Genomic DNA, 25,788 nt, shown 5'->3' on the forward strand with positions numbered 1-25,788 from the left:
CAGGATCGCCCTCCACAGTGGCAGGTCGGCCGGATTACATGGCGAATTGGCCGAGACTGATCAACGAGGGGGGACGCTAACAGTAGTGACCGACACGACAGGAACCCGTTGGCCGGGCGGCGGTGGGGCACGGTCCGCTGCGACGCCGGCGCGCACCCGCGCGCTCAGTTGCGGCGAAGCCAGATGACACCCAGTGGGGGGACCTGGAGGGCGGCGGAGGCGACCATTCCGTGCCATGGCACGTCCTCGGCGTGTACCGCCCCCATGTTGCCCACCCCGGACCCGCCGTAGTGCTGCGCGTCGGTGTTGAGCACCTCCTGCCACGTCCCGCCGGCCGGTAGGCCGATCCGGTAGTCATGCAGGGGCTGGGCGGAGAAGTTCGCCACGCACACGAGCGTCGAACCGTCCGGGGCGATCCGGACGAACGACACGGCGTTGTTGGCGACGTCGTCGCCGGCGATCCAGCGGAACCCGGCCGGCTCGGTGTCCTGCGCCCAGAGCGCCGGGGTGTCCCGGTAGACCCGGTTGAGGTCACCGACCAGTCGCTGCACCCCGGCTCGGGCCGGGTCGTGCAGCAGGTACCAGTCGAGGCCGCGCTCCTCGCTCCACTCCCGGTCGTCGGCCAGCTCGGAGCCCATGAAGAGCAACTGCTTGCCCGGGTGCGCCCACATGTACGCCAGCAGCGCCCGCACGTTCGCCAGCCGCTGCCAGGTGTCGCCGGGCATCTTGCCGGCCAGCGAGCCCTTGCCGTGCACCACCTCGTCGTGGCTGATCGGCAGCACGTAGTTCTCGCTCCAGGCGTACGCCAGGGAGAAGGTGAGCTGGTGGTGGTGGTGCTGGCGGTAGATCGGGTCCTTCGAGGTGTAGAGCAGGGTGTCGTGCATCCAGCCCATGTTCCATTTGAAGCCGAAGCCCAGCCCGCCCTCGGCGGTGGAGCGGGTGACACCCGGCCAGGCGGTGGACTCCTCGGCGATCATGACGACCCCGGCGTGGTGCTTGTAGACGGTCGCGTTCACCTCCTGCATGAGCGCGAGGGCTTCCAGGTTCTCCCGACCGCCGTACTTGTTGGGGGACCACTGCCCGTGCTCACGGGAGTAGTCGAGGTAGAGCATCGAGGCGACGGCATCCACTCGCAGCCCGTCGACGTGGAACTGGTCGCACCAGTAGAGCGCGTTGGCGACCAGGAAGTTGCGCACCTCGTTGCGTCCGAAGTCGAACACGTACGTGCCCCAGTCGGGGTGCTCGCCGCGCTGCGGGTCGGGGTGCTCGTAGAGCGGGGTGCCGTCGAAGCGGGCGAGGGCCCATTCGTCCTTGGGGAAGTGCGCGGGGACCCAGTCCAGGAGTACGCCGATGCCGGCGGCGTGCAGCCGGTCCACCAGGTGTCGGAACTCGTCCGGGTCGCCGAACCGGGAGGTCGGCGCGTAGTAGCCGGTCACCTGGTAGCCCCAGGAACCGCCGAACGGGTGCTCCATCACCGGCAGGAACTCCACATGCGTGAAGCTCAACTCGGTGACGTACGCGGTGAGCTGATCGGCCAACTCGCGGTAGCTCAGGCCGGGCCGCCACGAGCCGAGGTGCACCTCGTAGACGCTCATCGGCTCCTGGTGCGGCTGCCGTTCGGCCCGCCGGGCCAGCCAGTCCGCGTCGTTCCACCGGTAGGTCGAGTGGTGCACCACCGAGGCGGTGGCCGGCGGCACCTCGGCGTACGCGGCCAGGGGGTCGGCCTTGTCCCGCCACTGCCCGTCGGCGCCGAGGACGCGGTACTTGTAGCGGGCCCCGACCCGGGCGTTGGGGACGAACAGTTCCCACACTCCGCTGGAGCCGAGTGACCGCATCGGCCAGCCGTCGTCGGGCGACCAGCCGGTGAAGTCGCCGATCACCCGGACCCCCCGGGCGTTGGGCGCCCAGACGCTGAACGCGACGCCCTCGTCGAAGACCCGGGCGCCGAGCGCCTCCCACAGTCGCTCGTGGCGGCCCTCGCCGATCAGGTGCAGGTCCAGTTCGCCGAGGGTCGGCGGGTAGCGGTACGGGTCGTCGTGCGCTGTGCCATCGGCTTCCACCCGGTAGTCGAGGACCGGGCCCTCGACGGTGGTCTCGAAGACGCCCACGTCGTGCACCCGCTTCATCGGGTGCCGTTCGTCGCCGATCAGCAGCACCACGTCGCCGGCACCCCGGCGCAGCGTGCGGATCGTCGTCGACCCGTCGGCGGCGGGGTGCGCGCCGAGCAGCGCGTGCGGGTCGTGCGTCGCGCCGGTGATCAGCTGGTCCATCGGGCGTCCTTCGGTGCGGCATCGGTCGGTGCCGGGGCGGACCGGCCGGCGGCCGACCGGCGCGGAGGGGTCGGAACGGGGGCCGACCGGCGGGGCGGAGTCGGCACCGGGACGGTCGGCGCGGTGCCGCCGGAGAGGTCGTCCGGCACCTCGGCGACGGTGAGGTTCGCCGGCTCGGCGCCCGCCGGCTGCGGCTCGGTCGGCGGGGTCGGGCGGCGCACGGTCAGTACGTGGGCCGGTTGCAGGTACGGGTCGAGCCGGACCGCGTTGCGCTGACCCCAGTCGTAGCTGGTGCCGGTGAGCTCGTCGTGCACGGTGAACCGCTCGTGCCAGTCGAAGCCGAGCGCCGGCATGTCGAGGGTGGTGTTGCCCCACTGCACGATGCGCGGGTCGAACGAGCAGATCACGATGACGGTGTTGCCGGTCTCCGGGTCGTGCTTCGACCAGCAGAGCAACGCCGGGTTGTCGATCTCGTGGAAGCGCAGGTTGCGCAGCTGGTGCAGGGCCGGGTTGTCCCGGCGTACCCGGTTGAGGGTGGCCAGGAACGGGGCCAGCGAGCGGCCCTGGGCCTCGGCGCCGGCCCAGTCGCGGGGCCGCAGCTCGTACTTCTCGTTGTCCAGGTATTCCTCGGCGCCGGGCCGGGCCATGTGCTCGAACAGCTCGAAGCCGGCGTACAGGCCCCAGGAGGGGGAGAGCAGCGCGGCCAGCACCGCTCGGATCTTGAACATCGGCGGGCCGCCGTGCTGCAACGACTCGTGCAGGATGTCTGGCGTGTTCGGCCAGAAGTTGGGCCGCATGTAGTCGGCCGCCTCGATCAACTCCTCGCAGTACTCCCGCATCTCGGCGGCCGTCGTGCGCCAGGTGAAATAGGTGTACGACTGGGTAAAGCCGATCTTGCCGAGGCCGTGCATGATGGCCGGCCGGGTGAACGCCTCGGCCAGGAACAGCACGTCCGGGTCGACCTCCTTCACCTCGGCGATCAGCCAGTGCCAGAAGTCGAACGGCTTGGTGTGCGGGTTGTCCACCCGGAAGATCCGGACGCCCTCGCCGATCCAGTGCAGCACCACCCGCAGCACCTCGGCCCGGATGCCCTCCGGGTCGTTGTCGAAGTTGACCGGGTAGATGTCCTGGTACTTCTTCGGCGGGTTCTCCGCGTACGCGATGCTGCCGTCGGCCCGGGTGGTGAACCACTCCGGGTGCTCGGTGACCCAGGGGTGGTCCGGCGCGCACTGCAACGCCAGGTCCATCGCCACTTCCAGGCCCTGCGCCGCCGCCGCCTGAATGAAGGCCCGGAAGTCTGCCGGCGTACCCAGATCGGGGTGGATGGCGTCGTGGCCGCCCTCGGCGGCGCCGATCGCCCACGGCGAGCCCACGTCGGTCGGCCCGGCGGTGAGCGCGTTGTTGCGGCCCTTGCGGTTGACCCGGCCGATCGGGTGGATCGGCGGCAGGTAGAGCACGTCGAAGCCCATCGCGGCCACGCCGGGCAGTCGCTCGGTGGCGGTGGCGAAGGTCCCGGATCGATCACCCACCGCCCCTTCGGAGCGGGGGAAGAACTCGTACCAGGCCGAGTAGAGCGCCCGCTTGCGGTCAACCCAGAGGGAGTACGCGTCACCGGCGGTGACCATTTCCCGCACCGGGTGCTCCCAGAGCAGGTCGGCCAGGGCCAGCGCCGGGTCGACCCGCTTCGGCAGCGGCAGGTCGGTGTCGACCAGCGCGGTGAGGGCGTCGGCGACCCGGGGCCGGTCGGCGGTCGGGACGAGGTCCCGGGCGGCGGCGAGCACCCGCGCGCCCTCGGCGAGGTCGTTGGCCAGGTCGGCAGACCCCTGCCCAGCGGCGATCTTCTTGGTCACCGCGTTCTGCCAGGTCAGGTACGGGTCCTGGAAAGCCTCGACGGCGAAGGTCCAGGAGCCGACGGCGTCCGGTCGGATCGTGGCGTGCCAGCGGTCCTGGCCCGGCTCGCCGGGGCGCATCCGGGTGAACGGCCGTTGCTCGTCGTCCGGGCCGCTCCACACCACGTTGCAGCCCAGTGCGTCGTGCCCCTCCCGGTAGGCGCGCGCCGACACCGGAATCGGTTCGTCGACCACCGCCTTGGCCGGGTACCGCCCGCACGAGACGACGGGGGAGACGTCTTCGATCGGGAACCGTCCAGTCACCCCGCCAACCTACTGCGCGAGATCCGTTCGCGCGCGGCCAAGCATGCCTGTCAGTCCCTGGCACCCGGGGCCGCGAGCCAAGATCCGCGCGCCCCCGTCAAGATCCACACGTTTTCGGTGAAACCGTTGCTTCAGGGCCCGTCGAGACAGCAGTTTCACTGAAAGCGTGTGGATCTTCGCGGTGCGGATGGCTTCGGCCGGTTCAGGCCGGCGGTTGCGGTGCCACGAACGAGCCCTTGCCCTGTCGGGTGACAATCCAGCCCCGCTCTTCGAGGATCCGCAGGGCGTATCGCACCGGCCAGGCGCTCGACTGGTACTGCTCGCCCATCTCCGCGATCGACGGCAGTTTGTCGCCCGGCTGCAATGTGCCAGCGCGGATCGAGGCCACGACGTCGGCAATGATCTGCTCGTACAGCGGTGCTTGCGGCATGGTGGCGCCACCTCTCGTCAGCGCTCCGATCTTCGCATCCGCAGCGACATGCCGTGCATGCTCTGTTGACTGTGAAGGCAGTGCCTTCTAAGTTGGATGGCGGCAGGGATCCTCTCGTCAGCAGCGGAGTGTCCCGAGCCGCCGGGCGGGGAGGCGCGAGCGGTTCCTCGTGCCACCCGCCTGAGCTGCACCTCCCTCTAACCGCCAAGTCGATCACCCACAAGGAGGCAGAGTTGGACGAGCGTCCGTCGGATGGGCCACTGCCGCCCGCGTACCCGATTGCCAATGGGCGGCCTCCGCACCCGGACGGAGATCGGGTGCCGTGTCCGCCGATCCCGGCGCGGGCGCCGCTCAGTCGGCGGCAGTACGCCTACGGCCTCACGGTCGCGGTGGTCGTACTCGTGCTGCTCGTGGTGGGGATCCTGCGGTGACCGGGACGGGCCGGCGGTGAACGAGCTGCCGGTGGGTCGCCGGGTCGCCCAGTGGCGGGTGCGGCGGAACATGACGCAGCAGCAGTTCGCGGACCGCCTCGGCAAGTCGAAGAGCTGGGTGGACAAGGTCGAGCGCGGGGTACGCCGGCTGGAGCGGGTGTCCAACCTCCGGGAGATCGCGGACGCGCTCCGCATCGATGTGGAGGTCCTGCTGACTGCCCGACCCGTGCGGTCGGATCCCGTCGCCGCCGGGGTGGACGGGATCCGGACGGCGCTGGCCCGGTACCACCTGCGGGGCTCGACCCGACCGCCGCGCGTCGAAGAGTTACGTGCCCGGCTGGACCACGCCGAGCAGAGCTATCGGCACGCCCGGTACCCGGCGTTGCTCGCCGCGCTGCCCGGCCTGCTCGACGCCGCGCGTGAAGCACAGGCTGCTGGCCCCGGCCGGACGGACGCCTTGCTGGTGTCGGTGTACGGGCTGATCGCCCTGGTACTGGTGAAGGTCGGCCAGGGGGAGTTGGCCTGGCTGGCCGCCGATCGTGGGATGGCCGTCGCGCTCGCCACAGGCGACCCCCAGCTCGCCGCCGTTGCCACCGTCTCACTGAGCCAGGCCCTGCGGTCCCGTGGTCGGCGGCGATCCGCCCTGGATGCCGCGATCGTCGCGGCTGACGGCATCGAAGCGCCCCGGTCGGGCGGTGGGTTCGCGGCCAACTTGTCACTGCGCGGGACGCTGCTTCTCCAGGCCGCGCTTGCCGCCGCAGGCGGGGGAGACGAACGCCGCGCCCGCCAGTCGCTCGACCAGGCTGCGGAAATCGCGCGGGACGTCGGCTCAGACGGCGGCCGCGGGCTTGGCTGCGGGGCCGGTGGCGAGGGCTTTGGTGGCGGTGGCTTTGGTGGCGAGGGCTTTGGTGGCGCTGGCTTTGGTGGCGCTGGCTTTGGTGGCGCTGGCTTTGGTGGCGGTGGCTTTGGTGGCGCGGGCTTTGGTGGCAGGGGTTTCTGTGGCGGGGGTGTCGGCGGCGTGGGTTTTGGCCTGGCGGCGGTCGAGGCAGCCCGGGTGGTGGCCGAGGCGGCCCTTGGCGACGTCACCACGGCAACAGGCCGGCATGGGCGACTGGTGGTCGGCGACGAGTGGCGGTGGTTGCCGCCCGAGCACCGCGCCGCGTACCTCCTCGATGTGGCCCGTGCGTGCGCCCTGACCGGCGACATGCGCTGCGCGGGCCGGACGCTGCTCGACGCGGAACGCATGGCCCACAGCGAGGTGCACGACCGGCCGGCGGTACGGCGACTGGTCGCAGTCGTCTGGCGGTCCGCCGAAGCGCCCGCCGGCCTCGCCCAGCTCGCGGCCGCCCTGCACGTTGCCTGACCCACGTCGCCTGACCCACGTCGCCTGAGCGGCGTTGGCGTGGTGGGTGTCGCCTGACTTCGATCACGGGAGCGCTATCTGCGTCGGTGGTAGTGGTTGCGGCGAGGGAGTTGGTCCGGGTGGAGCCAGGCGGGTGGGCGGAACTCGGGGTGGCCGTCGCCGCCGAGCTGGACGGCCCAGTCGCTGTGGTGGATGTGTCGGTGGTGGTGGCCACAGAGCAACACGGCGTTGTCGAGGCTGGTGGGACCGCCGTCGGCCCAGTGCCGGATGTGGTGGGCGTCGCACCAGCGGGGCGGGCGGTCGCAGCCGGGGAAGGCGCAGCCGCGGTCGCGCAGCACCAGGGCGCGTCGTAGTGGGCCGCTGATGAGGCGGCGTTGCCGGCCGACGTCGAGGACCTGACCGGCTTGGCCGAGGATGGCGGGCAGGATGGCCGCGTCGCAGGCGAGTCGGCGCACCGCGTCGGCGCTGAGGTGCCCGCCGGTGTCCAGCGTGCCCGTGTCGAGCTGCTGACGCAGGACGTCGTAGGTGGCTGTGACGACGAGTTGGGAGCGGTCGCCGCCGTTTTCGGGCAGTTCGCCGGTGCACAGGGTGAGTCGGCAGACGTCGGCGAGGGCGTCGTGGCGGCGTTGCCCGGCGGTGCGGGTGTCGTCGGGCCCAGCGGGCGTGGTGAGCGGGTCGATGGCGGTGCGGAGCAGGGCGGCGGCTTCGGTGTCGAGGATGCCAGTGAGGCGTATTCGACCGTCGGGCTGCTCGCTGATGGTGAGGTGCCGGTCTAGGGCGGCCCGCGACTCCTGGGCCCGCAGCGCCGCCTCGGCGGCCGCGTCGGCGATGTCGGGGGCTACGTGGTCGAGGATCCGCGTGCCGAGCCTGCGTAACTGGGTGGCGTCGAACTGCGCCGCCCAGTCGACGAGGACACCGACGGCCTTGTCGGCGGCCTGCGCCCCGGCGGCGGTATGCACGGTCTGGACCGTTTCGGCGATGACCCGAATCTGCTCCGCGTTAACCGAACCACCGGCCAACGCGTCTCGCACTCCGGCGGGGGCGGTGTCGAGCATCGCGGCCAACTCGACCAGTCGGCGGGCGGCGCCGACGCCGAGCCGTAACCGGTCCCGCAGCCACACGGCCGTGCAGGAGGCCCCCTGCGTGGTCGCGGTGCCTCGACCATCCAGCTCCCGGACGAGGGTGAGCTTCACCGCGGCCAGGCGTTGCTCAAGGCGGTGCGTGGCGTCCAAAGCCGCGACGAGATCAGGCTCGGAAGCGGCCCACGCGGTCGTGTCGAAGCAGGCCACCACTGCGGCCTCCGCTTGCTCCAACGCATCGATCACCACCAGAGACTAGAACAGACGTACGACAATTTCTGGTGCCGTTGTTGTGCTGCCGGGGGTCGGTCGTCGCGCCCACGGATCGGCTGGGTGACGTAGCCTCCCGTCCATGATCAAACGGGTGCGAGTTGCGGTTGTGGGTGTCGGTAACAACACCTCCGCGTTGGTGCAGGGAATTGCTCTGCACCGCCACAGCGGCAGTCTGGTGGGTGTCCGCAGGCCGATGATCGACGGGATCGGGGTGGATGACATCGACTTCGTCGCGGCTTTCGCCACATCCGAGGAGAAGATCGGCAGGGACCTGACCGAGGCGATCTTCCTGCCGCCCAACAATTTTCCACGGCTCGACTGCGATCTTCCGAGGGCGGATGTCCCCGTAACCAAGGGGCTTGTCGACGCGACCGAGGTGGACCGGGTGGCGGCAGCGCTGGCCGGGGCGGAGGTGCTGCTCTACTCGGCGCCGAGTGGCCGACCGGAGACCGCCACGGCGTACGCCGAGGCCGCCCACCGGGCAGGTGTCGCCTTCATCAACACCACCTCCGACCCGGTAGCCCGCGATCCGCGCTGGATGGACCGATTCGAGGCGGCTGGTCTGCCGCTGCTCGGCGATGACCTGGCCAGCCAGTTCGGCACCTCGGTGCTGCACAAGGCGTTGCTACGGCTGTTGGAGGAGCGGGGCCTCACTTTGGTCAGTTCCTACCAGGTCAATCTGGGCGGCACCGAGGACTTCCGCAACCTGGTCGAGAACCCGGACACCAAGAAGCGGTCCAAGCTCAACGCGTTGGCAGCGGATGACAAGGTTCAGGTGGCCCCGCTCGGTTACCTGTCACAGCTGAAATCGCAGAAGGTGGCGCACCTCAACCTTGAGGCGCAGGGCTGGGGCGAGATGGCGGTGAGCCTCGACGTGAAACTGCAGGTGCATGATCCGAGTGGTGCCGCAGGGGTCAACATCGACCTCATTCGCATCGCGGCCAGCGCGTTACGACGTGGGCAGGGCGGTCATGCTGCCGAGGCGACGTCGTTGCTCAAATCCCCGCCCGGAACGGCGATCTGAAAAGATCAGCTGACCGAGCGGTACACGTCGAGCGTCTGCTGGGCGATGGACTCCCAGGAGAAGTGCTCCACCGCGCGCCGCCGGCCGGCCTGGCCCAGCCGGGCGGTGCGTGCCGGGTCGGCGAGCAGCGTGTTGACCGCCGCCGCCAGGTCGGCGACGAACTTCTCCGGTGCCAGCGGTCGGCCGGAGCCGTCGGTGGCCTGCTCGATGGGCACCAGCAGACCGGTCTCGCCGTCGGCCACCACCTCGGGGATGCCGCCGGTGGCGGTCGCCACCACCGCCGTTTCGCAGGCCATCGCCTCCAGGTTGACGATGCCCATCGGCTCGTACACCGACGGGCAGGCGAAGACGGTCGCGTGCGTGAGCACCTGGATCACCTCGGGCTTGGGCAGCATCTCGGCCACCCAGACCACCCCGGAGCGGTTGGCCCGCAGTTCGGCCACCAGATCCTCCACCTCGGCGGCGATCTCGGCGGTGTCCGGCGCACCGGCGAGCAGCACGAGCTGGGTGTCCGCCGGCAGCTCCCGGGCGGCCCGCAGCAGGTACGGCAGCCCCTTCTGCCGGGTGATCCTTCCCACGTACACCACGCTCGGCCGGGACGGGTCGATGCCGAGGCGGTCGAGCACGTCGGTGCCCTGGTCCGGCGCGTACTGGACGGTGTCGATGCCGTTGTAGACCACCCGGACCCGGGCCGGGTCGATCTGCGGGTAGGCGGTGAGCACGTCGTTGCGCATTCCTCCGCTGACCGCGATCACGGCGTCGGCGGCCTCCATCGCGGTGCGCTCGATCCAGGAGGAGAGCGCGTAGCCGCCGCCGAGCTGCTCGGCCTTCCACGGCCGCAGCGGCTCCAGGCTGTGCGCGGTCACCACGTGCGGCACCCCGTGCAGCAGCTTCGCGGTGTGGCCGGCCAGGTTCGCGTACCAGGTGTGGCTGTGCACCACGTCGGTGCCGGCCGTGCCGGCGGCCATCTCCAGATCGACGCCCATCGTGCGCAGCGCGGCGTTCGCGCCGGTCAGGCCGGGCGGTTCGGCGTACGCGGTGACGCCCGGCTCGGTGCGCGGCAGACCGAAGCAGTGCACCCGTACGTCGGTGCGGTGGCGCAACTCCCGGGCCAGGTACTCGACGTGCACGCCGGCGCCGCCGTAAACCTCCGGCGGGTACTCACGGGTGAGCAGATCGACGCGCAGGGATCCGGTGGCCGGGGAGGAGTCGGTCATGTGCGCACCCTAGTGCAGAAGAGTCCCCGTACGAGTGGTGAAGTGGGACGTGGGTGGATAGCGTCGGGGCATGGCTGCCAAGGTGCTCGCGATCGTCCTGGCGGGTGGTGAGGGCAAGCGCCTGATGCCACTCACCACGGACCGGGCCAAGCCGGCCGTCCCGTTCGGCGGGATGTACCGCATGGTCGACTTCGTCCTCTCCAACCTGGCCAACGCCGGCTATCTGAAGATCGTCGTGCTGACCCAGTACAAGTCCCACTCCCTCGACCGACACATCACCAAGACCTGGCGGATGTCCACGCTGCTCGGCAACTACGTCACCCCGGTACCCGCGCAGCAGCGTCGTGGCCCGTGGTGGTTCGCCGGTTCGGCCGACGCCATCTACCAGAGCTTCAATCTGATCAACGACGAGCAGCCCGACTACGTGATCGTCTTCGGCGCCGACCACATCTACCGGATGGACCCGCGGCAGATGGTGGAGGACCACATCGCCTCCGGCGCCGCGGTGACCGTCGCCGGCATCCGTCAGCCGCTGTCGACCGCCGACCAGTTCGGCGTCATCGAGGTCGGCGAGGACGGCAAGCGGATCCGGGCGTTCCGCGAGAAGCCCACCGACGCGGTCGGCCTGCCCGACGCACCGGACGAGATCTACGCCTCGATGGGCAACTACGTCTTCACCACCCGGGCGCTCTGCGAGGCGGTCGAGCGCGACGCGGAAGACAAGAGCAGCAAGCACGACATGGGCGGCAGCATCATCCCGATGCTCGTCGAGCGGGGCGAGGCGAACGTCTACGACTTCCGCGACAACGAGGTGCCGGGCAGCACCGACCGGGACCTCGGCTACTGGCGCGACGTGGGAACGCTCGACTCGTTCTACGACGCGCACATGGATCTGATCAACGTGCACCCCGTGTTCAACATGTACAACTTCGACTGGCCGATCTACACGGAGCAGCCGCCGTGGCCGCCGGCGAAATTCGTACACCAGTGGGGTGAGCGGGTCGGCCGGGCCGTCGGTTCGATGGTCTCCCCGGGCGTGGTGATCTCCGGATCGCTGGTGGAAAACTCGATCGTCTCGCCGAAGGTGCGGGTGCACTCCTGGGCGCACGTCGAGGGCTCGGTGCTGATGGAGGGTGTCGAGATCGGCCGGCACGCGGTGATCCGGCGGGCCATCCTGGACAAGAACGTGTTCGTCCCGGAGGGCGCCGAGATCGGCGTCGACCTGGAGAAGGACCGGCAGCGCTACACCGTCTCCGACAACGGCATCGTGGTGATCGGCAAGGGCCAGAAGGTCGAGCTGTGACCACCCGTACTTCCCGCAGGAGGATCCCGCAGTGACCCATCCCCGTGCCGGCCAGCCCGCCCAGCCCGCCGACCTGGTCGACGTGCCGCGCCTGGTGACCGCCTACTACGCCGAGCACCCCGATCCCACGGACCCGGCGCAGCAGGTCTCCTTCGGCACCTCCGGCCACCGCGGCTCCAGCCTGCGCAACGCGTTCAACTCCGACCACATCCTGGCGGTCACCCAGGCGCTCTGCGACTACCGGCGGGAGCAGGGCCTCGACGGGCCGCTCTTCCTCGCCCGGGACACCCACGCGCTCTCCGCGCCGGCCGCCGTGGACGCCCTGGAGGTGCTCGCCGCCAACGGGGTCACCGTCCTGGTCGACAGCCGCGACGGCTACACCCCGACCCCGGCGCTGTCGCACGCGATCCTCACCCACAACCGGGGGCGTACCAGCGGGCTCGCCGACGGCATCGTCATCACCCCGTCGCACAATCCGCCCGACGACGGCGGTTTCAAGTACAACCCCACCAACGGCGGGCCGGCCGACACCGATGTGACCCGGTGGATCCAGGACCGGGCCAACGCCATCCTCGCCGCCGGGCTCAAGGAGGTCCGTCGGATCACCTACGCGCGGGCCCGGGCCGCCGACACGACCGGGGAGTACGACTTCCTCGCCAACTACGTGGACGACCTGCCGGCGGTGATCGACATCGACGCCATCCGCGACGCCGGGATCCGGATCGGCGCGGACCCGCTGGGCGGGGCGAGCGTGGCGTACTGGGGTGAGATCGCCGAGCGGCACCGGCTGGACCTGACCGTGGTCAACCCGACGGTCGACCCGACCTGGCGGTTCATGACCCTCGACGGCGACGGCAAGATCCGGATGGACTGCTCCTCGCCGAACGCGATGGCGTCGCTGATCGCCGCCCGAGCCGACTACCAGATCTCCACCGGCAACGACGCGGACGCCGACCGGCACGGCATCGTGACCCCGGACGCCGGCCTGATGAACCCCAACCACTACCTGGCGGTGGCGATCGGTCACCTGTTCCGCACCCGCACCGAGTGGGGTCCGGCGGCGGCGGTGGGCAAGACCCTGGTCTCCTCGTCGATGATCGACCGGGTCGCCGCCGACCTGGGCCGGCCGCTGTTGGAGGTGCCGGTCGGCTTCAAGTGGTTCGTGCCAGGTCTGCTGGACGGGGCGGTCGGCTTCGGCGGTGAGGAGAGCGCCGGGGCGTCGTTCCTGCGCCGCGACGGTTCCACCTGGACCACCGACAAGGACGGCCTGCTGCTCTGCCTGCTCGCCGCCGAGATCCTGGCCACCACCGGTCGCAGCCCGAGCGAGCACTGGGCGGAGCTGGCCGACCGGTTCGGCGCACCCGCGTACGCCCGGATCGACGCCCCGGCCAGCCGGGAGCAGAAGGCCGTGCTCGCCAAGCTCTCCCCGGAGCAGGTCACCGCCACCGAGCTGGCCGGTGAGCCGATCACCGCGACGTTGACCACCGCGCCCGGCAACGGTGCGCCCATCGGCGGCCTCAAGGTCACCACCGAGTCCGGCTGGTTCGCCGCGAGACCCTCCGGCACGGAGGACGTCTACAAGATCTACGCCGAGTCCTTCCAGGGTCCGGAGCACCTCAGCCGTCTCCAGCAGGAGGCCAAGGACCTCGTCACGCAGGTTCTCGGCTGACCGGCAGGGCTCCCGTTTCACCTCCGGGGTGAAGTGCGAACCATCCGCCCAGCGCTGACGGGCGACGCGGTACGGGGCCGACGCCGGGTGTGCGTCGGCCCCGTACCAGCGGAGTCAGCGTGCTAGCGGGATACCCCTGCGGCGGTCCGGGAGCGGGCTGGGCAGGATGCCGCAGAGCCGGGCGAGCTGGTCGGTCACCTTGTCTGGTTCGTCGAACGGGTCCAGTCCACTGACCTCGAAGGGGTCCAGGACGGGGACGGTCACGTGCGAGATCAGCGGGTGCAACGGCCGATGGTCGGCCTCCCCCTGGCCGAGAAGGTCCTCGTGCAGTTTCTCCCCGGGCCGCAGCCCGGTGTAGACGATCGGGACCGGACTGGCCGCCTGCTCCACCATGCGGCGGGCCAGATCGTCGATCCGTACCGGCTCGCCCATGTCGAGGACCAGGGCTTCCCCGGCGCGGCCGATGGCGGCCGCCTGGAGGACCAGGTGCACCGCCTCCTGCACCGTCATCAGGTACCGCGTCACGTTGGGGTCGGTGACGGTCAGTGGCTGCCTCGCCTCGATCTGCCGCTGGAAGGCGGTCACCACCGAGCCTCGGCTGCTCAGGACGTTGCCGAACCGGACGCTCAGGAAGGTGCCCGGGTAGGTCGCCGCGGCGTGCGCGGTCAGCATCTCGGTGATGCGCTTCGAGTAGCCGAGCACGCTGATCGGGTCGGCGGCCTTGTCGGTGGAGATGTTGACGAAGCGAGCGACATCCCGGCAGGCCTCCAGGACGGTGAGGGTCCCCCAGACGTTGGTCTTGACCGCTTCCCCCGGATGACGTTCCAGCAGGGTCAGATGCTTCAGTGCCGCCGCGTGGAAGACGATCTCGGGTCGGCGGTCCCGCATGATGCGTCGGACACCTTCGTCGTCCCGAAGGTCGGCGAGGATGAGTTCGGGGCCGTCCAACAGCGCACGCCCGGTGAGCGACATCTGGAGGCTGTGCAGGGCCGACTCGTCCCGGTCGAGCATCATCAGCTCACCGGGGTTGGCGCGCATGATCTGCCGGCACAGCTCCGAGCCGATCGAGCCCCCGGCGCCGGTGACCAGAACGCGTCGGCCGGTGAGTCCGTTGTCGTCCAGGGTCAGATCGCCGACCACCTGGCGTCGGCCGAGCAGGTCACTGATCTGTACGTCCCGTACGTCGCTGACCGTGATCCGATGGTCCACCAGCTCCCGGACCGGCGGAAGCACCTTGAAAGCCGCGCCGCTTCGGAGGGTGGCCTCCCGGACCTCACGGATCAGCGTGGCGTCGGCGTTCGCCACGGCGAAGATCACGGTGGTCGCCCCGGTGCTGCGGATCGCCCCGACGAGTTGGTGCCGGCTGCCCAGCACCGGGACGCCGGCGATGCGCAGGTCGTATTTGCCCGGGTCGTCGTCGAGCGCGCCGACGGGCAGGTAACGGCCCTTCGGGTCGCCGAGCATCGCGCGGACCAGCCCCTGCCCGGCCTCGCCGAGGCCGAAGAGCAGCACCGGGGTCGCCGAACGGGCGTCGGGGCGCATGGCGCGGTCCCTTCGGTGCCGATGCAGGAGACGGAAGCTGAGCATCAGCAGCAGCGCCAGAGCACCACCGATCACGGGACTGCTGGCAGGTACCGGGCGCTCGCCGAGCGCGAGGAGGGAGACGAGGACGATCGCTGCCGTGGTGGCGGTGGTACCGGCGAGCCCACGGACCTCCTCGATGCTGCCGAGAGGTTGGCGACCGGAACGGATCCGGCGCAGCGCGCTGACGCCGACATGCAGCACGGCGGCGGCCCCGCCGAGCAGTACCGCGTTGACCGCCTGGTGGATGGTGAGAGCGAGCTCGTACCTCGCCCAGCCAGCGACCGTGAAACCTCCGACCCACGCGAGGGCGTCGGCGGCGAGAAAGATGGCGGTCCGACGACGACTCACCCTGGCGCGGCCCATGGTCGTTGCTGTCGCTGGTTGGATCCGCTGTATCTCTGGGGGCATGTACGACTCCCTGTCCTGTCCGTGGCCGACGGTGACCCAGGGCAGGTCAGGGGCCACGCACGTCCCCTAACTGCTTAGCGGAATATCGCCCTTCGATTCCGGTTTTCACATTTCTATGACCGGTTGTCTGATTTAACCTCGAAAGGTGCGACCAGTGCACCCTTACCGGAGGGGCTCTTCGCGACGGCCGAGCTGGCGGCGCAGGCTCTCCGGTAATAGCTCGCGCAGCTGCTCCGGCAGCAGCGGCAGATCCAGCAGCCTGAGCTTGAGCTGGTTGCGTTCCTGGTGGCGGCGCGGGTCGAGGCGGACCACCAGACCGGCGTCGGGGCGGTAATGGATGTCCACCACGCCCGATGTCGACTCGTCGCGAATCACCCGCCCGTCCACCTCCACCGCGACCGGCCCGGACCCGGGGCGCAGCTCCAGCTGCACCGTCTCCTCCGGAGAGAGCACCACCGAACGGGAGATGCCCGCCATCGGGGCGCTGGGCGTCACCACCACCGCCCGCGTGGCGGGAGAGATCAGCGGGCCGCCAGCGGCGTAGCTGTAGGCCGTCGACCCGGTCGGGGTGCACACCACCAGGGCGTCACAACGGTAGTAGCCATACTGTTGCCCGTCGACCGCCAGGTTGGCGCTGACGAAGCCCTGCCCCGGGTGGCGGACCAGCGCGATGTCGTTGAACGCGACGACATCGTCGCCGCACACGGTGCAGGCCAGGCAGCTGTGTGCCTCGACGGTGTAATCCCCGGTCAGCAGCCGGTCCAGCGCCGCCGGCAGCTCCGGTGGCTCCACCTCCACGAGGAACCCCAGCTTGCCCAGGTGGACGCCGAGCACCGGCTTCGGATCGCGGATGGCCAGCCGCAGCGCGCCCAGCATCGTGCCGTCCCCGCCGATGGTGACCAACATGCCCGACTGGTCGGCGAGTTCGTCTTCCGGAACCGCCTGGACCGAGTCGGGCACCCGGTGCCGGTCCTGGTCGCGAACCGCCAGGGCGACGCGGTGGCGAGCGGCCCAGGCCATGATCGTGCCCACCACCGGGGACACGTCCCGGGTGGGATGGAGCACCAGCCCGAGCCGGATCGGATCCATACGCCCAGCTCATCACAGTTCGGCTGGTCACCACGGCTCTACGCGTCAAGGCGGGTCATCGATCGGGGCGACCAGCCCATCCCTGCGGGCGTTTCGCCCGGTCGGTTGATTCGTTGGGTCAGGTGCGACCAACCACAGCCAAAGGGGGCGCACGCGATGACCTGGCCCGGGGCCTCCCTAGACCCCGGCGGGACGATCGGTGGGACCGGGGCGCGGACGAAACGGCCCAGCGGGAACAAGGCGGGCGCCCACCGGGAGTTTGCCGGTCGATTGCTGCGCTGCTACCCGGTGACCTTCGTCGTGCTCGCCCCGTATGCACTGCTCATCTTGCCGATGGCGGTCTTCTACCAGAATCCGGAGACCGGCTTCATCGTGTCCCTGGTGGGCCTCGCGTTGCTGGGCAGCGTCGCCGTGGAGACGATCGGCCGGCTGTTCGGGCGCCCCGATCCGCGGTGGCGAGAGGGCATCCGGCGCTCCCACGCCCGGTACCCCTGGCTCTACCGGGTCGCCGTCCTGGTGACGCTGACCAGCATCGTCGCGGATGTGCTCGGGGCCCACCTCGGTCGCGGAACCATCGTCAACCAGGTCGCCGGCGACCTGTCCGACGGGCCGCTCGCGATGGTGAGCACGCTCTTCTCGGGCTGGCGAGCCGTGGGCTTCGCGTTGTTGCTGGCCAGCCACCTCAGCGGTCGGCTGTCCCTGGCGAAGCTGTACGGCTGGCTGGCCGTTCTGGTCGGCGCGGAGGTCTACATCGCCGTGCTGACGGCCGTGACGGCACCACTTGTCGCGCTGGTGTTCTTCGTGGCTTCCACCGGGGCGCTCTGCGGTGTCTTCCGGTTACGCCATCTGGCGTTCTGCGCGGTGGTGCTCTTCCTCGTGTGGCCGGCCGTCTTCGAGCACCGCAACACCCTTCGGGAGGATCGCGGGGTGGCGGTGGACGCCCAGGTCACCGCCAGGGACCGACTGCGCGTGGACAGTCAGCTCAGCGTCGTGGCGGGCTTCGACGTCCCGGTTGACCTGGGCCAGCCCGGTGTCACCGACTACCTCCGGTACGGGCTGGTTCCCCGGGTGCTGGATCCGGACCGGCCGGCGCTGTCCACCGGGCAACGGATCAACCAGTACATCGGTGGCGGCCCGACGTCGGCCTACACCTTCCTGCTGTTGGGCAACATCTGGTTCTTCGACGGCCCGATCGGCGTGGTCGTCGTGCACGCCTTCTGGGCCGCGGTGGCGGCGGTGCTGCTGCGCTGGCGGGGCACACCCGGCCCGGTCCGGCTGAGCCTCTTCTGTCTCGTGCTCTCCGACCCGCTGCTCTGGTCCAACACCTACCCGGACTCCACGATCGGGTTTCTGCAGCACGTGGTCTCGGCGATACCGGTCTTCGTCCTGCTGTGGCTGAGCCGCAGCGCCGTCGACCGGTCCGCCCGGCGCCCGGGCATCGGCCGGTTGTCCCCCGCCGCGAGCACCGTCCGGTGACCGTACGAGTTCCCCGTCACGCGGTCGGCCGGTCCGGCGCCCCGGGCCGCCCACGGACCGGCCGGCGTGCCCTGCTCGCACTGGTTGTCGGAGGGCTTTCGAGCGGCGGCAACCTGCTGCTGGCGATCACCGTGACCCGACTGGAGTCGGTCGCCGGGCTGGGCCAGTTCGCTCTGGCATTCTCGTTCTACATCGTCGGCTCCGGGCTGGTGCGGAGTACGGTCACCGATACCGTGCTGGCCACGGGGACCGGGGCTGTCGCGTCGGCCGCCCGGCGGGCGACCCTGCTCGGCGTCGTCGGCGGCGTGATGATCTGCGCGGCCGGTGCCGCGTACGGCTCGGCCTACCTGGTGTTCGTGGGCCTCGCCCTTCCCGGTCTGGTCCTCTACGACTACGTCAAGGCGATCGCCGTCGGCATCGGCGCCCCCTCGGGCGCGATGGCCCAGGAGATCACCTGGGCGGCGCTCACGGGTTGTGCCGCGCTGGCCGGCCTGCTCGGGCTGCTCGACGCGCCGTACGTCTTCGCCCTGTGGGCGGTCGGCGGCGGGCTGATCGGTCTGGTCGTCGCGGCCCGGTGCCGGTACGAGCTGCTGCCCGGCTGGCGTGTGGGGCGGGCCGAGACCCGCGTCGCGGCGGGATTCGGCACGCAGTTCCTGTTGACCACCGGGTCGGCGCAGCTCGCGCTGACCGCGGTGGCGCTTGTCGCGGGCACTGCGGTGGTCGGGGCGCTGAGCGCCGGACGCACTCTGCTGGGACCGGTGAACCTCGTGTTGTCGACCGCCGCCACGCTGATCCTGCCGCAGCTGGCCCGCACCCGTGCCGACTCGGGCGCGGCGCGGACGAGGACGGCTGTCCGGCTCGCGCTGCTCGTGTCCGCCGCCGTCCTGCCGCTGACCATCGCGGTCGCCCTGCTGCCGGACGCGGCCGGGACGGCATTGCTGGGCGCCAACTGGAGCGTCGCGCGAAGCCTGCTGGTGCTGCTCGCGCTGGAGAGCCTGCTCGCCGTGCCGGCCACGATCGGCTTCGCCGGGCTGCGGGTCGAGCAGGCGAGCCGGCGGGCGATCGTGCTCGGCATCCTGCTCGGCGGGTTACGCGTCCCGCGGTCGTCGCCGGGGCAGTCCTGTTCGGAGCGCCCGGCGCGGCCGGCGCACTGGTCGTGCTGGCCCTGGTCAGCGCGGTCGCCTGGGGCGGCAGCTACCTCCTGCTGCTGCGGGAACGCGCAGTGGACCGCCCGCTCGCGGCACAACCGGTCTGAGCCTGACGCCGGCACGCCACCGACCGGTCGGTGGCGTGCCGGGCGCGGGTCAGGCAATGGTGGCCAGGGCCGCGCGGACGCGCTCCACCACCGCCTTGACCGCCGGTTCGGTCAGATCGGCGTACGTGGGCAGGTTGATGCCGCGCCGGCTCAGATCGCCGGTCACCGGGCAGTCCGCAGCCGGATCGTGGTGCGCGGGCAGTTTGGGGACCGGCAGGAAGAAGGGACGGGTCTCCACGCCGAGCCGGCCGAGTGCACGGGCCAGTGCGTCCCGGGACGTCGTGTCCCCCTGGCCCCCGACCAGGAAGGCCGCCATCCAGGGCGCGCGGCGGACTCCGGGGACCACCGGCTGCGCCGACAGCGCCGGCTCGTCGGCCAACTGCTCCTCGTACCCGGCGATCACCCGGTCCCGGCTGGCGATGATCTCGTCGGCCCGTTCGAGCTGTGCGCAGAGCAGCGCGGCGCACAGGTTCGTCATCCGGTAGTTGTAGCCGAGTACCGGGAAGTGGTAGCGCCGGTGCGGATCCATGCCCTGGTTGCGCAGCAGGCGCATCCGATCCGCCAATCCGTGGTCGGACGTGGTCACGCAGCCGCCCTCACCGGAGGTGATCACCTTGTTGCCGAAGAACGAGAAGGTCGTGACGTCGGCCAGCGAGCCGGTGGGTTGCCCGTCGAGGGTGGCACCGAACGACTCCGCCGCATCGGCGACCAGGAGCAGGCCGTGCCGGCCGCAGAGTTCGCGCAGCGCAGCGTAGTCGGCCGGGTGGCCGTACAGGTCGACGGCGATGACCGCCCTGGTACGCGGGCCGATGGCGGCCCGTACCGCGGCGGGGTCGACGCACCAGCTCTCCGGCAGGACATCCACACAGACGGTGCGGGCGCCGCAGTACGCGACGGCGTTGGCGGTCGCCACGTAGGTCAGCGCGGGGACGATCACCTCGTCCCCCGGCCCGATGCCGGCCGCCGCGAGGACCAGGTGCAGGGCGACCGTGCCGTTGCTGGTCGTCACCGCGGTGTCGGCGGCGCAGCGCCGGGCGAATCGTTCCTCGAAGTCACGCAGGTACGGCCCCTGCGACGAGATCCATCCGCTGCGCACCGCGTCGACCACGTACCGCTCCTCCAACTCGGAGAGGCTCGGTCGGGCCACCGGATAGGTGTCGTCCGCGATGCTCATGACGCTTCTCCCTTTGCGGCGACGAACGGGGACCGTGGCACCGGACCCGACCCGCCCTGCGCTGCCCAGCGCAGGACGTCGAGGTAGTCGCGGCCGGTGGCTTCCCAGGTGCGGCCGGCCAGGCGTTCGTTGGCGCGGCGTGAAGCGGCGGCGTAGCGCTCCCGGTCGCCGAGTAGCCGCCGCACCGCGTCGGCGAGCGACCGCGGATCCTTCGCGCGGAAGACCGTCGCTTCGGCGCGGTTGAACTCCAACTGGGCGAGCAGCGGTTCCACGTCGGCGCAGGCGACGGGGAGCCCCCAACTGAATGCCTCCAGCATCGCGCCGCTGGCCGCCTCCCAGAGCGAGGGCACGACCACCGCGTCCGCTCGGGCGTAGATGGCGTTCAGTTCGTCCAGGCTGACGAAGCCGGGGAAGGACACCCGTCCGCGCAGGTCGGGTAGTGCCGCTCGGCTGAGCAGCCGGCTCGCTTCGGGCTCCACCAGCGGCCCCGGGCAGATCAGGCGGCAGTCGGGTAGGAGCGCCATCGCCTCCAGCAGGGTCGCGTGGTTCTTGTGCTCCGCGGTGGACGACGGGTAGACCAGCAGTCCCGGTTCGGGCCGTGTGTGCGCGCGCCCCGGCGCGGGTTGGAACGTCGGGGTCGGGATGAGCACGGTCCGTTCTGCAGCCTCCGGGAAGAGGCGCAGTGCCTCCTGGTACGGATGCGGCCAGGTGACCACGATCGCCGCCGCACGAGCCACGTTCTCCCGAATCACCGCCGCGAAGCCGGGGGCGTGGAACTCGACCCCCAGGTGGCGCAGGTCGTGCAGAACGACGACCGACGTGCCGGACCCGATCGGAGCACAGTGGAACGGAAACAGCGTGACGTCGACGTCACTGTGTCGCACGACGGACCGTTGCCGGACCGCGTTGACGGCCGTGCGGACAGCGAGGGAGTTGCGCATCGCCCTCGGCGTCCAGCGGCGCAACAGTTGGCCGGCAGGGTTGTCGGAGCGTAGCGGCTGAGCCACCTCGGTCCAGGCGATCCGCGTGGCGGGCACCTGACCCTCCCACTGGGCCTGGGTGCCCCGCAGGACATTCACCCGCAGGTCGCAGGACGTGTCCGCGGCCATGCCGGTGAGCAGGCCGTAGGTGAAGGCTTCGAGCCCGGCGGCATGACCGGGACGGATGGGTGAGGCGTCGACCGCAACCTTCACCGGTCCACCCGGACCAGTCGCCCCATACGCTCGTCCTCGAGGAGTTGCCGGTCGGCGTCCACCATGACCCGGACCAGGTCGGTGAAGTGCGTCTTTGGTGCCCAGCCCAGGGTGCGCCGGGCCTTCGTGTAGTCGCCGATGAGGGCATCCACCTCTGCCGGACGGAAGTAGGCGGGGTCCGTTTCCACGTACCGCTGCCAGTCCAACCCGACCCGGTCGAAGGCGGTCTCGACGAACTCGCGCACGGTGTGGCCCTCGCCGGTGGCGATCACGTAGTCGTCCGGGCGGTCCTGTTGGAGGGCCAGCCACATCGCTTCCACGTACTCCGGCGCGTAACCCCAGTCGCGAACGGCGTCGAGGTTGCCCAGGTAGAGCTTGTCCTGAATGCCAGCCTCGATCCTCGCCACCGCACGGGTGATCTTGCGGGTCACGAAGTTCTCGCCGCGGCGCGGGCTCTCGTGGTTGAACAGGATGCCGTTGGCGCAGAACATGTTCCAGGATTCGCGGTAGTTGACCGCCGACCAGTAGGCGTAGACCTTGGCGCATGCGTACGGGCTGCGCGGGTGGAACGGGGTCTCCTCGCGTTGTGGGGGTGGCGTCGAGCCGAACATCTCCGACGAGGATGCCTGGTAGAACCGGCAACCGATGTCGGCTGCCCGGGCCGCCTCCATCATGCGAAGCGCGCCGAGCCCGGTGACGTCCGCCGTGTAACCGGGAATGTCGAAGGAGACTCGGACGTGGCTCTGCGCGCCGAGGTTGTATATCTCGTCGGGGCGGATGTCCCGTATCAGCGCGGTCAGCGAGGCCGGGTCGGACAGATCGCTGTAGTGCAGGAAGAGTCGGGCCTCGCCGCTGCGCGGATGGACGTCGACGTGGTCGATCCGCTCAGTGTTGAAAGAGGACGACCGCCGTTTGATGCCGTGCACCGTGTATCCCTTGTCGAGCAGGAATTCCGACAGGTAGCTGCCGTCCTGCCCAGTGATGCCGGATATGAGTGCCACTCGTGACATAGGGGGTCCCTCTTCTGCTGGGCAATTCTTCCGCGAGTTCCTTATATCGGGTCCGGGCCCGGCAACCATGAGGTTTCATGTATCCGGAGGAATTTCTTTTGTGTGGCCGTACCTGAGAAAGGGCTTCAGTCACGGATCGAGCACTCGATCGTTAGGTCAATCGATCGATCCTGTGGCACGAGCGAGGAGCGAGGATGGCCGGCGACCCCACCCCCGCGGCGGACACCCGAGAACGACTGACAACTGTCGACGAGAAAAGATTCCACGTGCTTGTCACTGCCGGTTACTTCGCTCCCGGCTGGCGGGCCGGAGGCCCCATCCGGTCCATTTCCGAAGTGCTCGCCCTGGCCAGTGACGACATCCAGACGTCGATGCTGACCCGCGACCGCGACCTCGGTAGCAGCGACCCCTATCCGGGGCTTTCCGGTCGCTGGGAGCAGGTCGGCCGGACGAACGTCTTCTATCTCGGCGTTCGTCGGCCGGGGCACTGGCGGTCGCTCTGGCGCTCTCTCCGAGCGGACCGGTTCGACCTGCTCTACGTGAACAGTGTCTGGTCGGCGTTCTCCATCCTGCCCATGGCCGCGGCCCGGCTCGGTCTGCTGCGGGTGGGTCGCATCCTGGTCGCCCCCCGGGGAGAGTTCGGCCCTGCGGCTCTCCGGGTGCACCGGCTCCGTAAGCGGATCTTCCTGACGGGCTGGCGGTGGATGCTGCTCGACCCTCGGGTGCTGTGGCACGCCACCACCCCGGCCGAGGCCGCCGACATCCAGCGGGTGTTGCCCCGGGCGCAGATCGGCGTCGTCGCTGTCAGCCGTGGCCCGGAGCCGGAACAGGCGCCGGCGGAGTTGCCCGCGACCCACCACGCGCGGCTGGTCTTCATCGGGCGGATCTCTCCGATGAAGAACCTCGACCTGGTGTTGGCCGCGCTCGCCTTCGTGCCGGTGCCGGTGCGGCTGGACATCTACGGCCCGGTGGAGGACCCGGCGTACTGGCGGCGCTGCCGGGAGCATCTGGCCGCACTGCCCGACTCGGTCGCCGTCAGCTACCAGGGTGAGTTGCGGCCCGAGCAGGTCCGGGCGACCTTCTCGCGGTACGACGCCTTCGTGCTGCCGACCCGGGGGGAAAACTTCGGCAACGCCATCGCGGAGAGCCTGTCGGCGTACTGCCCGGTGCTCTGCTCCGACCGGACGCCATGGACGGCGGTGCTGCGCGACGGTGGTGGACTGGTCCTCACCGAGCTGACCGCGACGGCGCTCGGTGCCCTGATCACGCAGGTGGCCACCGCCACGCCCGAGCAGCGGCTGGCAGCCCGGGTCGCGGCGGGGGACGCCTACGGCCGCTGGCGGTCGAGCAGGACGCCGGTCAGTGTTCTCGACCAGGCACGGCGGGTGATTCGCGATCCGGCGTGCCGGGTGCCTCCACAGGGGCGGACACCGTGAACCGTGCTCAGCCCGGACTGCGGGGCGCGCAGTCCGCGCGGCGGGCCGAACCCGAATATCTGCGACCAGGAGGCGTCAAGTGACCCGCGTGATGACCGTCGTCGGAACCAGACCGGAGATCATCCGGCTGGCCCGGGTGATCGACGCGCTCGACCAGACCGTGGACCACACGTTGGTACACACGGGACAGAACTGGGATCCCGCGTTGTCTGATGTCTTCTTCACCGAGCTGAACGTCCGACCGCCCGATCTCCTCCTGCGGGCCGACACCCGCTCGCTCGGCAGCCTTCTCGGTGCCGTCCTGGTCGGTACGGAGAAGGCGATCGCCGAGCTGCGTCCGGACGCGCTGTTGGTGCTCGGTGACACGAACAGCGCGATCTCGGCTCTGATGGCACGCCGGATGAACGTGCCGGTGTACCACATGGAAGCCGGTAACCGCTGCTTCGACCTGAACGTGCCGGAGGAGACCAACCGGTGCATGGTCGACCATGTCGCCGACTTCAACCTGGTCTATTCGGAGCACGCTCGGCGCAACCTTCTTGCCGAAGGTCTGCACCCGCGCCGCATCCTGCACACCGGCTCACCCATGCGCGAGGTGCTCGACCACTATCGGCTGCAGATCGAGCGATCGACGGTGCTGGCGCAGCTCGAGCTCGAACCCGGCGGCTACTTTGTCGTGAGCGCACACCGGCAGGAGAACGTCGACCACCCGGACCGGCTCCGTCGGCTGCTGGAGTGCCTGCGGGCCGTACGCGACGAGTGGCAGCTGCCGCTGCTCGTCTCCACGCATCCGCGTACCCGGAAGCGGTTGGAGGCAATTGCTGGTGACGGCCTGGACCTGGACGGCGTGGCCTTCCACGAGCCGTTCGGCTTCTTCGACTACGTGACCCTGCAACGACATGCCCGATGCACCCTCTCCGACAGTGGCACCGTCAGCGAGGAGGCCGCGATTCTCGGGTTCCCGGCGGTGACCCTGCGCGAGTCCATCGAGCGTCCCGAGGCGCTGGACAGCGGGGCGATCGTGATGACCGGCCTGGAACCCGACGGGGTCGTGGAAGCCATCCGGGTCGTGGTGGCACAGGTGGCTCGTGGCTCCGTCGCCTGCCCGCTCGACTACCAGGTCCCCGACACGTCACGCCGGGTGGTCGATTTCATCCTGTCGACCGTGCGCCGCCATCACGACTGGGCGGGTATCCGCCGCTGACCGATCCGCCGGCCGGGCCGGCACGCCCATGACCACGACGCCGCCCGCCACATCGTGGGTCACGCAGGCGCCGGCGCCGACGGTGGCGTCCCGGCCGACGGTCAGCCTCGGCAGGACCGCGGCGGTGGTGCCCACCATGACGCCCTCCTCCAACCGGCAGTATCCGGAGACCGCCGCGAGTGGATTGACCGAGACGTAGTCGCCGAGCACCGCGTCGTGCCCCACAGTGCAGTTCTGGTTGAGGTGCACGTGGCGCCCCAACAGCACGTTGGTCGTGACCCGGGCGCCACCGGCGGCGAACAGGCCCTCCTGGTAGACACAGTCCGGGCCGATCTCCGCAGCCGGATGGACCACTGTGGCGGCCGGTAGGCCGTACCGGGCGATGGCCTGGTCGGTCTCCCGACGCAACCTCGGATGCCCGACGCCGAGCGCGACATGGGTGCTGCTGGGCTGAGTGGCCAACCAGCGGGTCGAGCCGAGGAAGGCGACACCGAGGCGGTGCACCAGCTCGACATTGGGCTCGGTGGGGTAGTCGTCGACGAAGCCGAGAACCCGCCAGGGCGGTTCGCCGCTCGCGCTCGTGTTCAGTAAGCGAATTACCGCATATACCTCACGGCCCATCCCACCCACGCCTACCATCACTACGTCGGTCGTCAACCGCGGCTCCCTCGGCTACGGAGAACGTTGGCCGCTCTCCGTCATCTGAACCAGTTATTGGTGCCGATGGTGACGGGTGAGTGATGGCGA

19 protein-coding genes are annotated in these 25,788 nt (G+C 70.2%); 7 read left to right on the plus strand and 12 right to left on the minus strand.

Annotation, left to right across the window (positions count from 1 at the left end):
• Positions 1 to 164 precede the first annotated feature (164 nt).
• From glgB to PCA76_RS10770, 3 genes are all read right to left on the minus strand, one after another.
• Positions 165 to 2,270 carry a 1,4-alpha-glucan branching protein GlgB gene (glgB, locus tag PCA76_RS10760; protein ID WP_272617134.1) on the minus strand — a complete coding sequence of 702 codons (2,106 nt, stop codon included), beginning with the start codon at positions 2,268 to 2,270 and terminating at the stop codon, positions 165 to 167.
• Positions 2,258 to 4,423 carry an alpha-1,4-glucan--maltose-1-phosphate maltosyltransferase gene (locus PCA76_RS10765; RefSeq protein ID WP_272617136.1) on the minus strand — a complete coding sequence of 722 codons (2,166 nt, stop codon included), beginning with the start codon at positions 4,421 to 4,423 and terminating at the stop codon, positions 2,258 to 2,260. Before PCA76_RS10765 ends, glgB begins: the two co-directional genes overlap by 13 nt.
• A 202-nt stretch (positions 4,424 to 4,625) precedes the next feature.
• Positions 4,626 to 4,853: a winged helix-turn-helix domain-containing protein gene (locus tag PCA76_RS10770; protein ID WP_272617138.1), complete on the minus strand. Its 228-nt coding sequence runs from the start codon at positions 4,851 to 4,853 to the stop codon at positions 4,626 to 4,628.
• A gap of 447 nt (positions 4,854 to 5,300) precedes the next feature.
• On the opposite strand from PCA76_RS10770, the gene PCA76_RS10775 reads away from it, so the two are divergent.
• Entirely contained in the window at positions 5,301 to 6,647 is a 1,347-nt protein-coding gene (locus PCA76_RS10775) for a helix-turn-helix domain-containing protein (RefSeq protein ID WP_272617140.1), read from the plus strand.
• Between the two features lie 74 nt (positions 6,648 to 6,721).
• Here PCA76_RS10775 and PCA76_RS10780 read toward each other — a convergent pair whose 3' ends face one another.
• Positions 6,722 to 7,972: an HNH endonuclease signature motif containing protein gene (locus tag PCA76_RS10780; RefSeq protein ID WP_272617142.1), complete on the minus strand. Its 1,251-nt coding sequence runs from the start codon at positions 7,970 to 7,972 to the stop codon at positions 6,722 to 6,724.
• A gap of 118 nt (positions 7,973 to 8,090) precedes the next feature.
• On the opposite strand from PCA76_RS10780, the gene PCA76_RS10785 reads away from it, so the two are divergent.
• Positions 8,091 to 9,023 (plus strand): inositol-3-phosphate synthase, encoded by a 933-nt coding sequence (locus PCA76_RS10785; RefSeq protein WP_272617144.1) that lies wholly within the window; start codon positions 8,091 to 8,093, stop codon positions 9,021 to 9,023.
• 5 nt (positions 9,024 to 9,028) lie between these two features.
• On the opposite strand, the gene glgA is transcribed toward PCA76_RS10785, so the two are convergent.
• A complete protein-coding gene (gene glgA / locus PCA76_RS10790; RefSeq protein ID WP_272617146.1) occupies positions 9,029 to 10,240 on the minus strand; it encodes a glycogen synthase in 1,212 nt (403 codons plus the stop codon).
• 70 nt (positions 10,241 to 10,310) lie between these two features.
• On the opposite strand from glgA, the gene glgC reads away from it, so the two are divergent.
• Positions 10,311 to 11,543, plus strand: a complete 1,233-nt coding sequence (gene glgC / locus PCA76_RS10795) for a glucose-1-phosphate adenylyltransferase (protein WP_272617148.1) — start codon at positions 10,311 to 10,313, stop codon at positions 11,541 to 11,543.
• Between the two features lie 31 nt (positions 11,544 to 11,574).
• Positions 11,575 to 13,212 carry a phosphoglucomutase (alpha-D-glucose-1,6-bisphosphate-dependent) gene (gene pgm, locus PCA76_RS10800; protein ID WP_272617151.1) on the plus strand — a complete coding sequence of 546 codons (1,638 nt, stop codon included), beginning with the start codon at positions 11,575 to 11,577 and terminating at the stop codon, positions 13,210 to 13,212.
• 114 nt (positions 13,213 to 13,326) lie between these two features.
• Here the strand turns inward: pgm and PCA76_RS10805 are convergent, their stop codons facing one another.
• Entirely contained in the window at positions 13,327 to 15,159 is a 1,833-nt protein-coding gene (locus PCA76_RS10805; protein WP_272619298.1) for a polysaccharide biosynthesis protein, read from the minus strand.
• 207 nt (positions 15,160 to 15,366) lie between these two features.
• Positions 15,367 to 16,293, minus strand: coding sequence for an NAD(+)/NADH kinase (locus tag PCA76_RS10810; protein ID WP_272617153.1), 927 nt, complete (start codon positions 16,291 to 16,293; stop codon positions 15,367 to 15,369).
• Between the two features lie 156 nt (positions 16,294 to 16,449).
• Between PCA76_RS10810 and PCA76_RS10815 the strand changes: the two genes are divergently transcribed.
• Complete coding sequence (locus tag PCA76_RS10815; RefSeq protein WP_272617155.1) at positions 16,450 to 17,769, plus strand: hypothetical protein; 1,320 nt, start codon at positions 16,450 to 16,452, stop codon at positions 17,767 to 17,769.
• 391 nt (positions 17,770 to 18,160) lie between these two features.
• Here the strand turns inward: PCA76_RS10815 and PCA76_RS10820 are convergent, their stop codons facing one another.
• From PCA76_RS10820 to gmd, 4 genes are all read right to left on the minus strand, one after another.
• Entirely contained in the window at positions 18,161 to 18,844 is a 684-nt protein-coding gene (locus tag PCA76_RS10820) for a hypothetical protein (protein WP_272617156.1), read from the minus strand.
• A 229-nt stretch (positions 18,845 to 19,073) separates the two neighbouring features.
• Complete coding sequence (locus PCA76_RS10825) at positions 19,074 to 20,198, minus strand: DegT/DnrJ/EryC1/StrS family aminotransferase (protein ID WP_272617158.1); 1,125 nt, start codon at positions 20,196 to 20,198, stop codon at positions 19,074 to 19,076.
• Positions 20,195 to 21,391, minus strand: a complete 1,197-nt coding sequence (locus PCA76_RS10830) for a glycosyltransferase (RefSeq protein ID WP_272617160.1) — start codon at positions 21,389 to 21,391, stop codon at positions 20,195 to 20,197. The genes PCA76_RS10825 and PCA76_RS10830 overlap by 4 nt, the downstream gene beginning before the upstream one ends.
• A complete protein-coding gene (gene gmd / locus PCA76_RS10835; RefSeq protein ID WP_272617162.1) occupies positions 21,388 to 22,401 on the minus strand; it encodes a GDP-mannose 4,6-dehydratase in 1,014 nt (337 codons plus the stop codon). Before gmd ends, PCA76_RS10830 begins: the two co-directional genes overlap by 4 nt.
• 194 nt (positions 22,402 to 22,595) lie before the next feature.
• On the opposite strand from gmd, the gene PCA76_RS10840 reads away from it, so the two are divergent.
• Both PCA76_RS10840 and wecB read left to right on the plus strand, forming a co-directional pair.
• A complete protein-coding gene (locus PCA76_RS10840) occupies positions 22,596 to 23,837 on the plus strand; it encodes a glycosyltransferase (RefSeq protein ID WP_272617164.1) in 1,242 nt (413 codons plus the stop codon).
• Between the two features lie 79 nt (positions 23,838 to 23,916).
• A complete protein-coding gene (gene wecB / locus PCA76_RS10845) occupies positions 23,917 to 25,041 on the plus strand; it encodes a non-hydrolyzing UDP-N-acetylglucosamine 2-epimerase (protein WP_272617166.1) in 1,125 nt (374 codons plus the stop codon).
• On the opposite strand, the gene PCA76_RS10850 is transcribed toward wecB, so the two are convergent.
• Positions 24,970 to 25,698: an acetyltransferase gene (locus PCA76_RS10850; RefSeq protein ID WP_272617168.1), complete on the minus strand. Its 729-nt coding sequence runs from the start codon at positions 25,696 to 25,698 to the stop codon at positions 24,970 to 24,972. The genes wecB and PCA76_RS10850 overlap by 72 nt on opposite strands.
• Positions 25,699 to 25,788 lie beyond the last annotated feature (90 nt).

This window comes from Micromonospora sp. LH3U1, from assembly GCF_028475105.1.
Taxonomy (GTDB): Bacteria; Actinomycetota; Actinomycetes; order Mycobacteriales; family Micromonosporaceae; genus Micromonospora.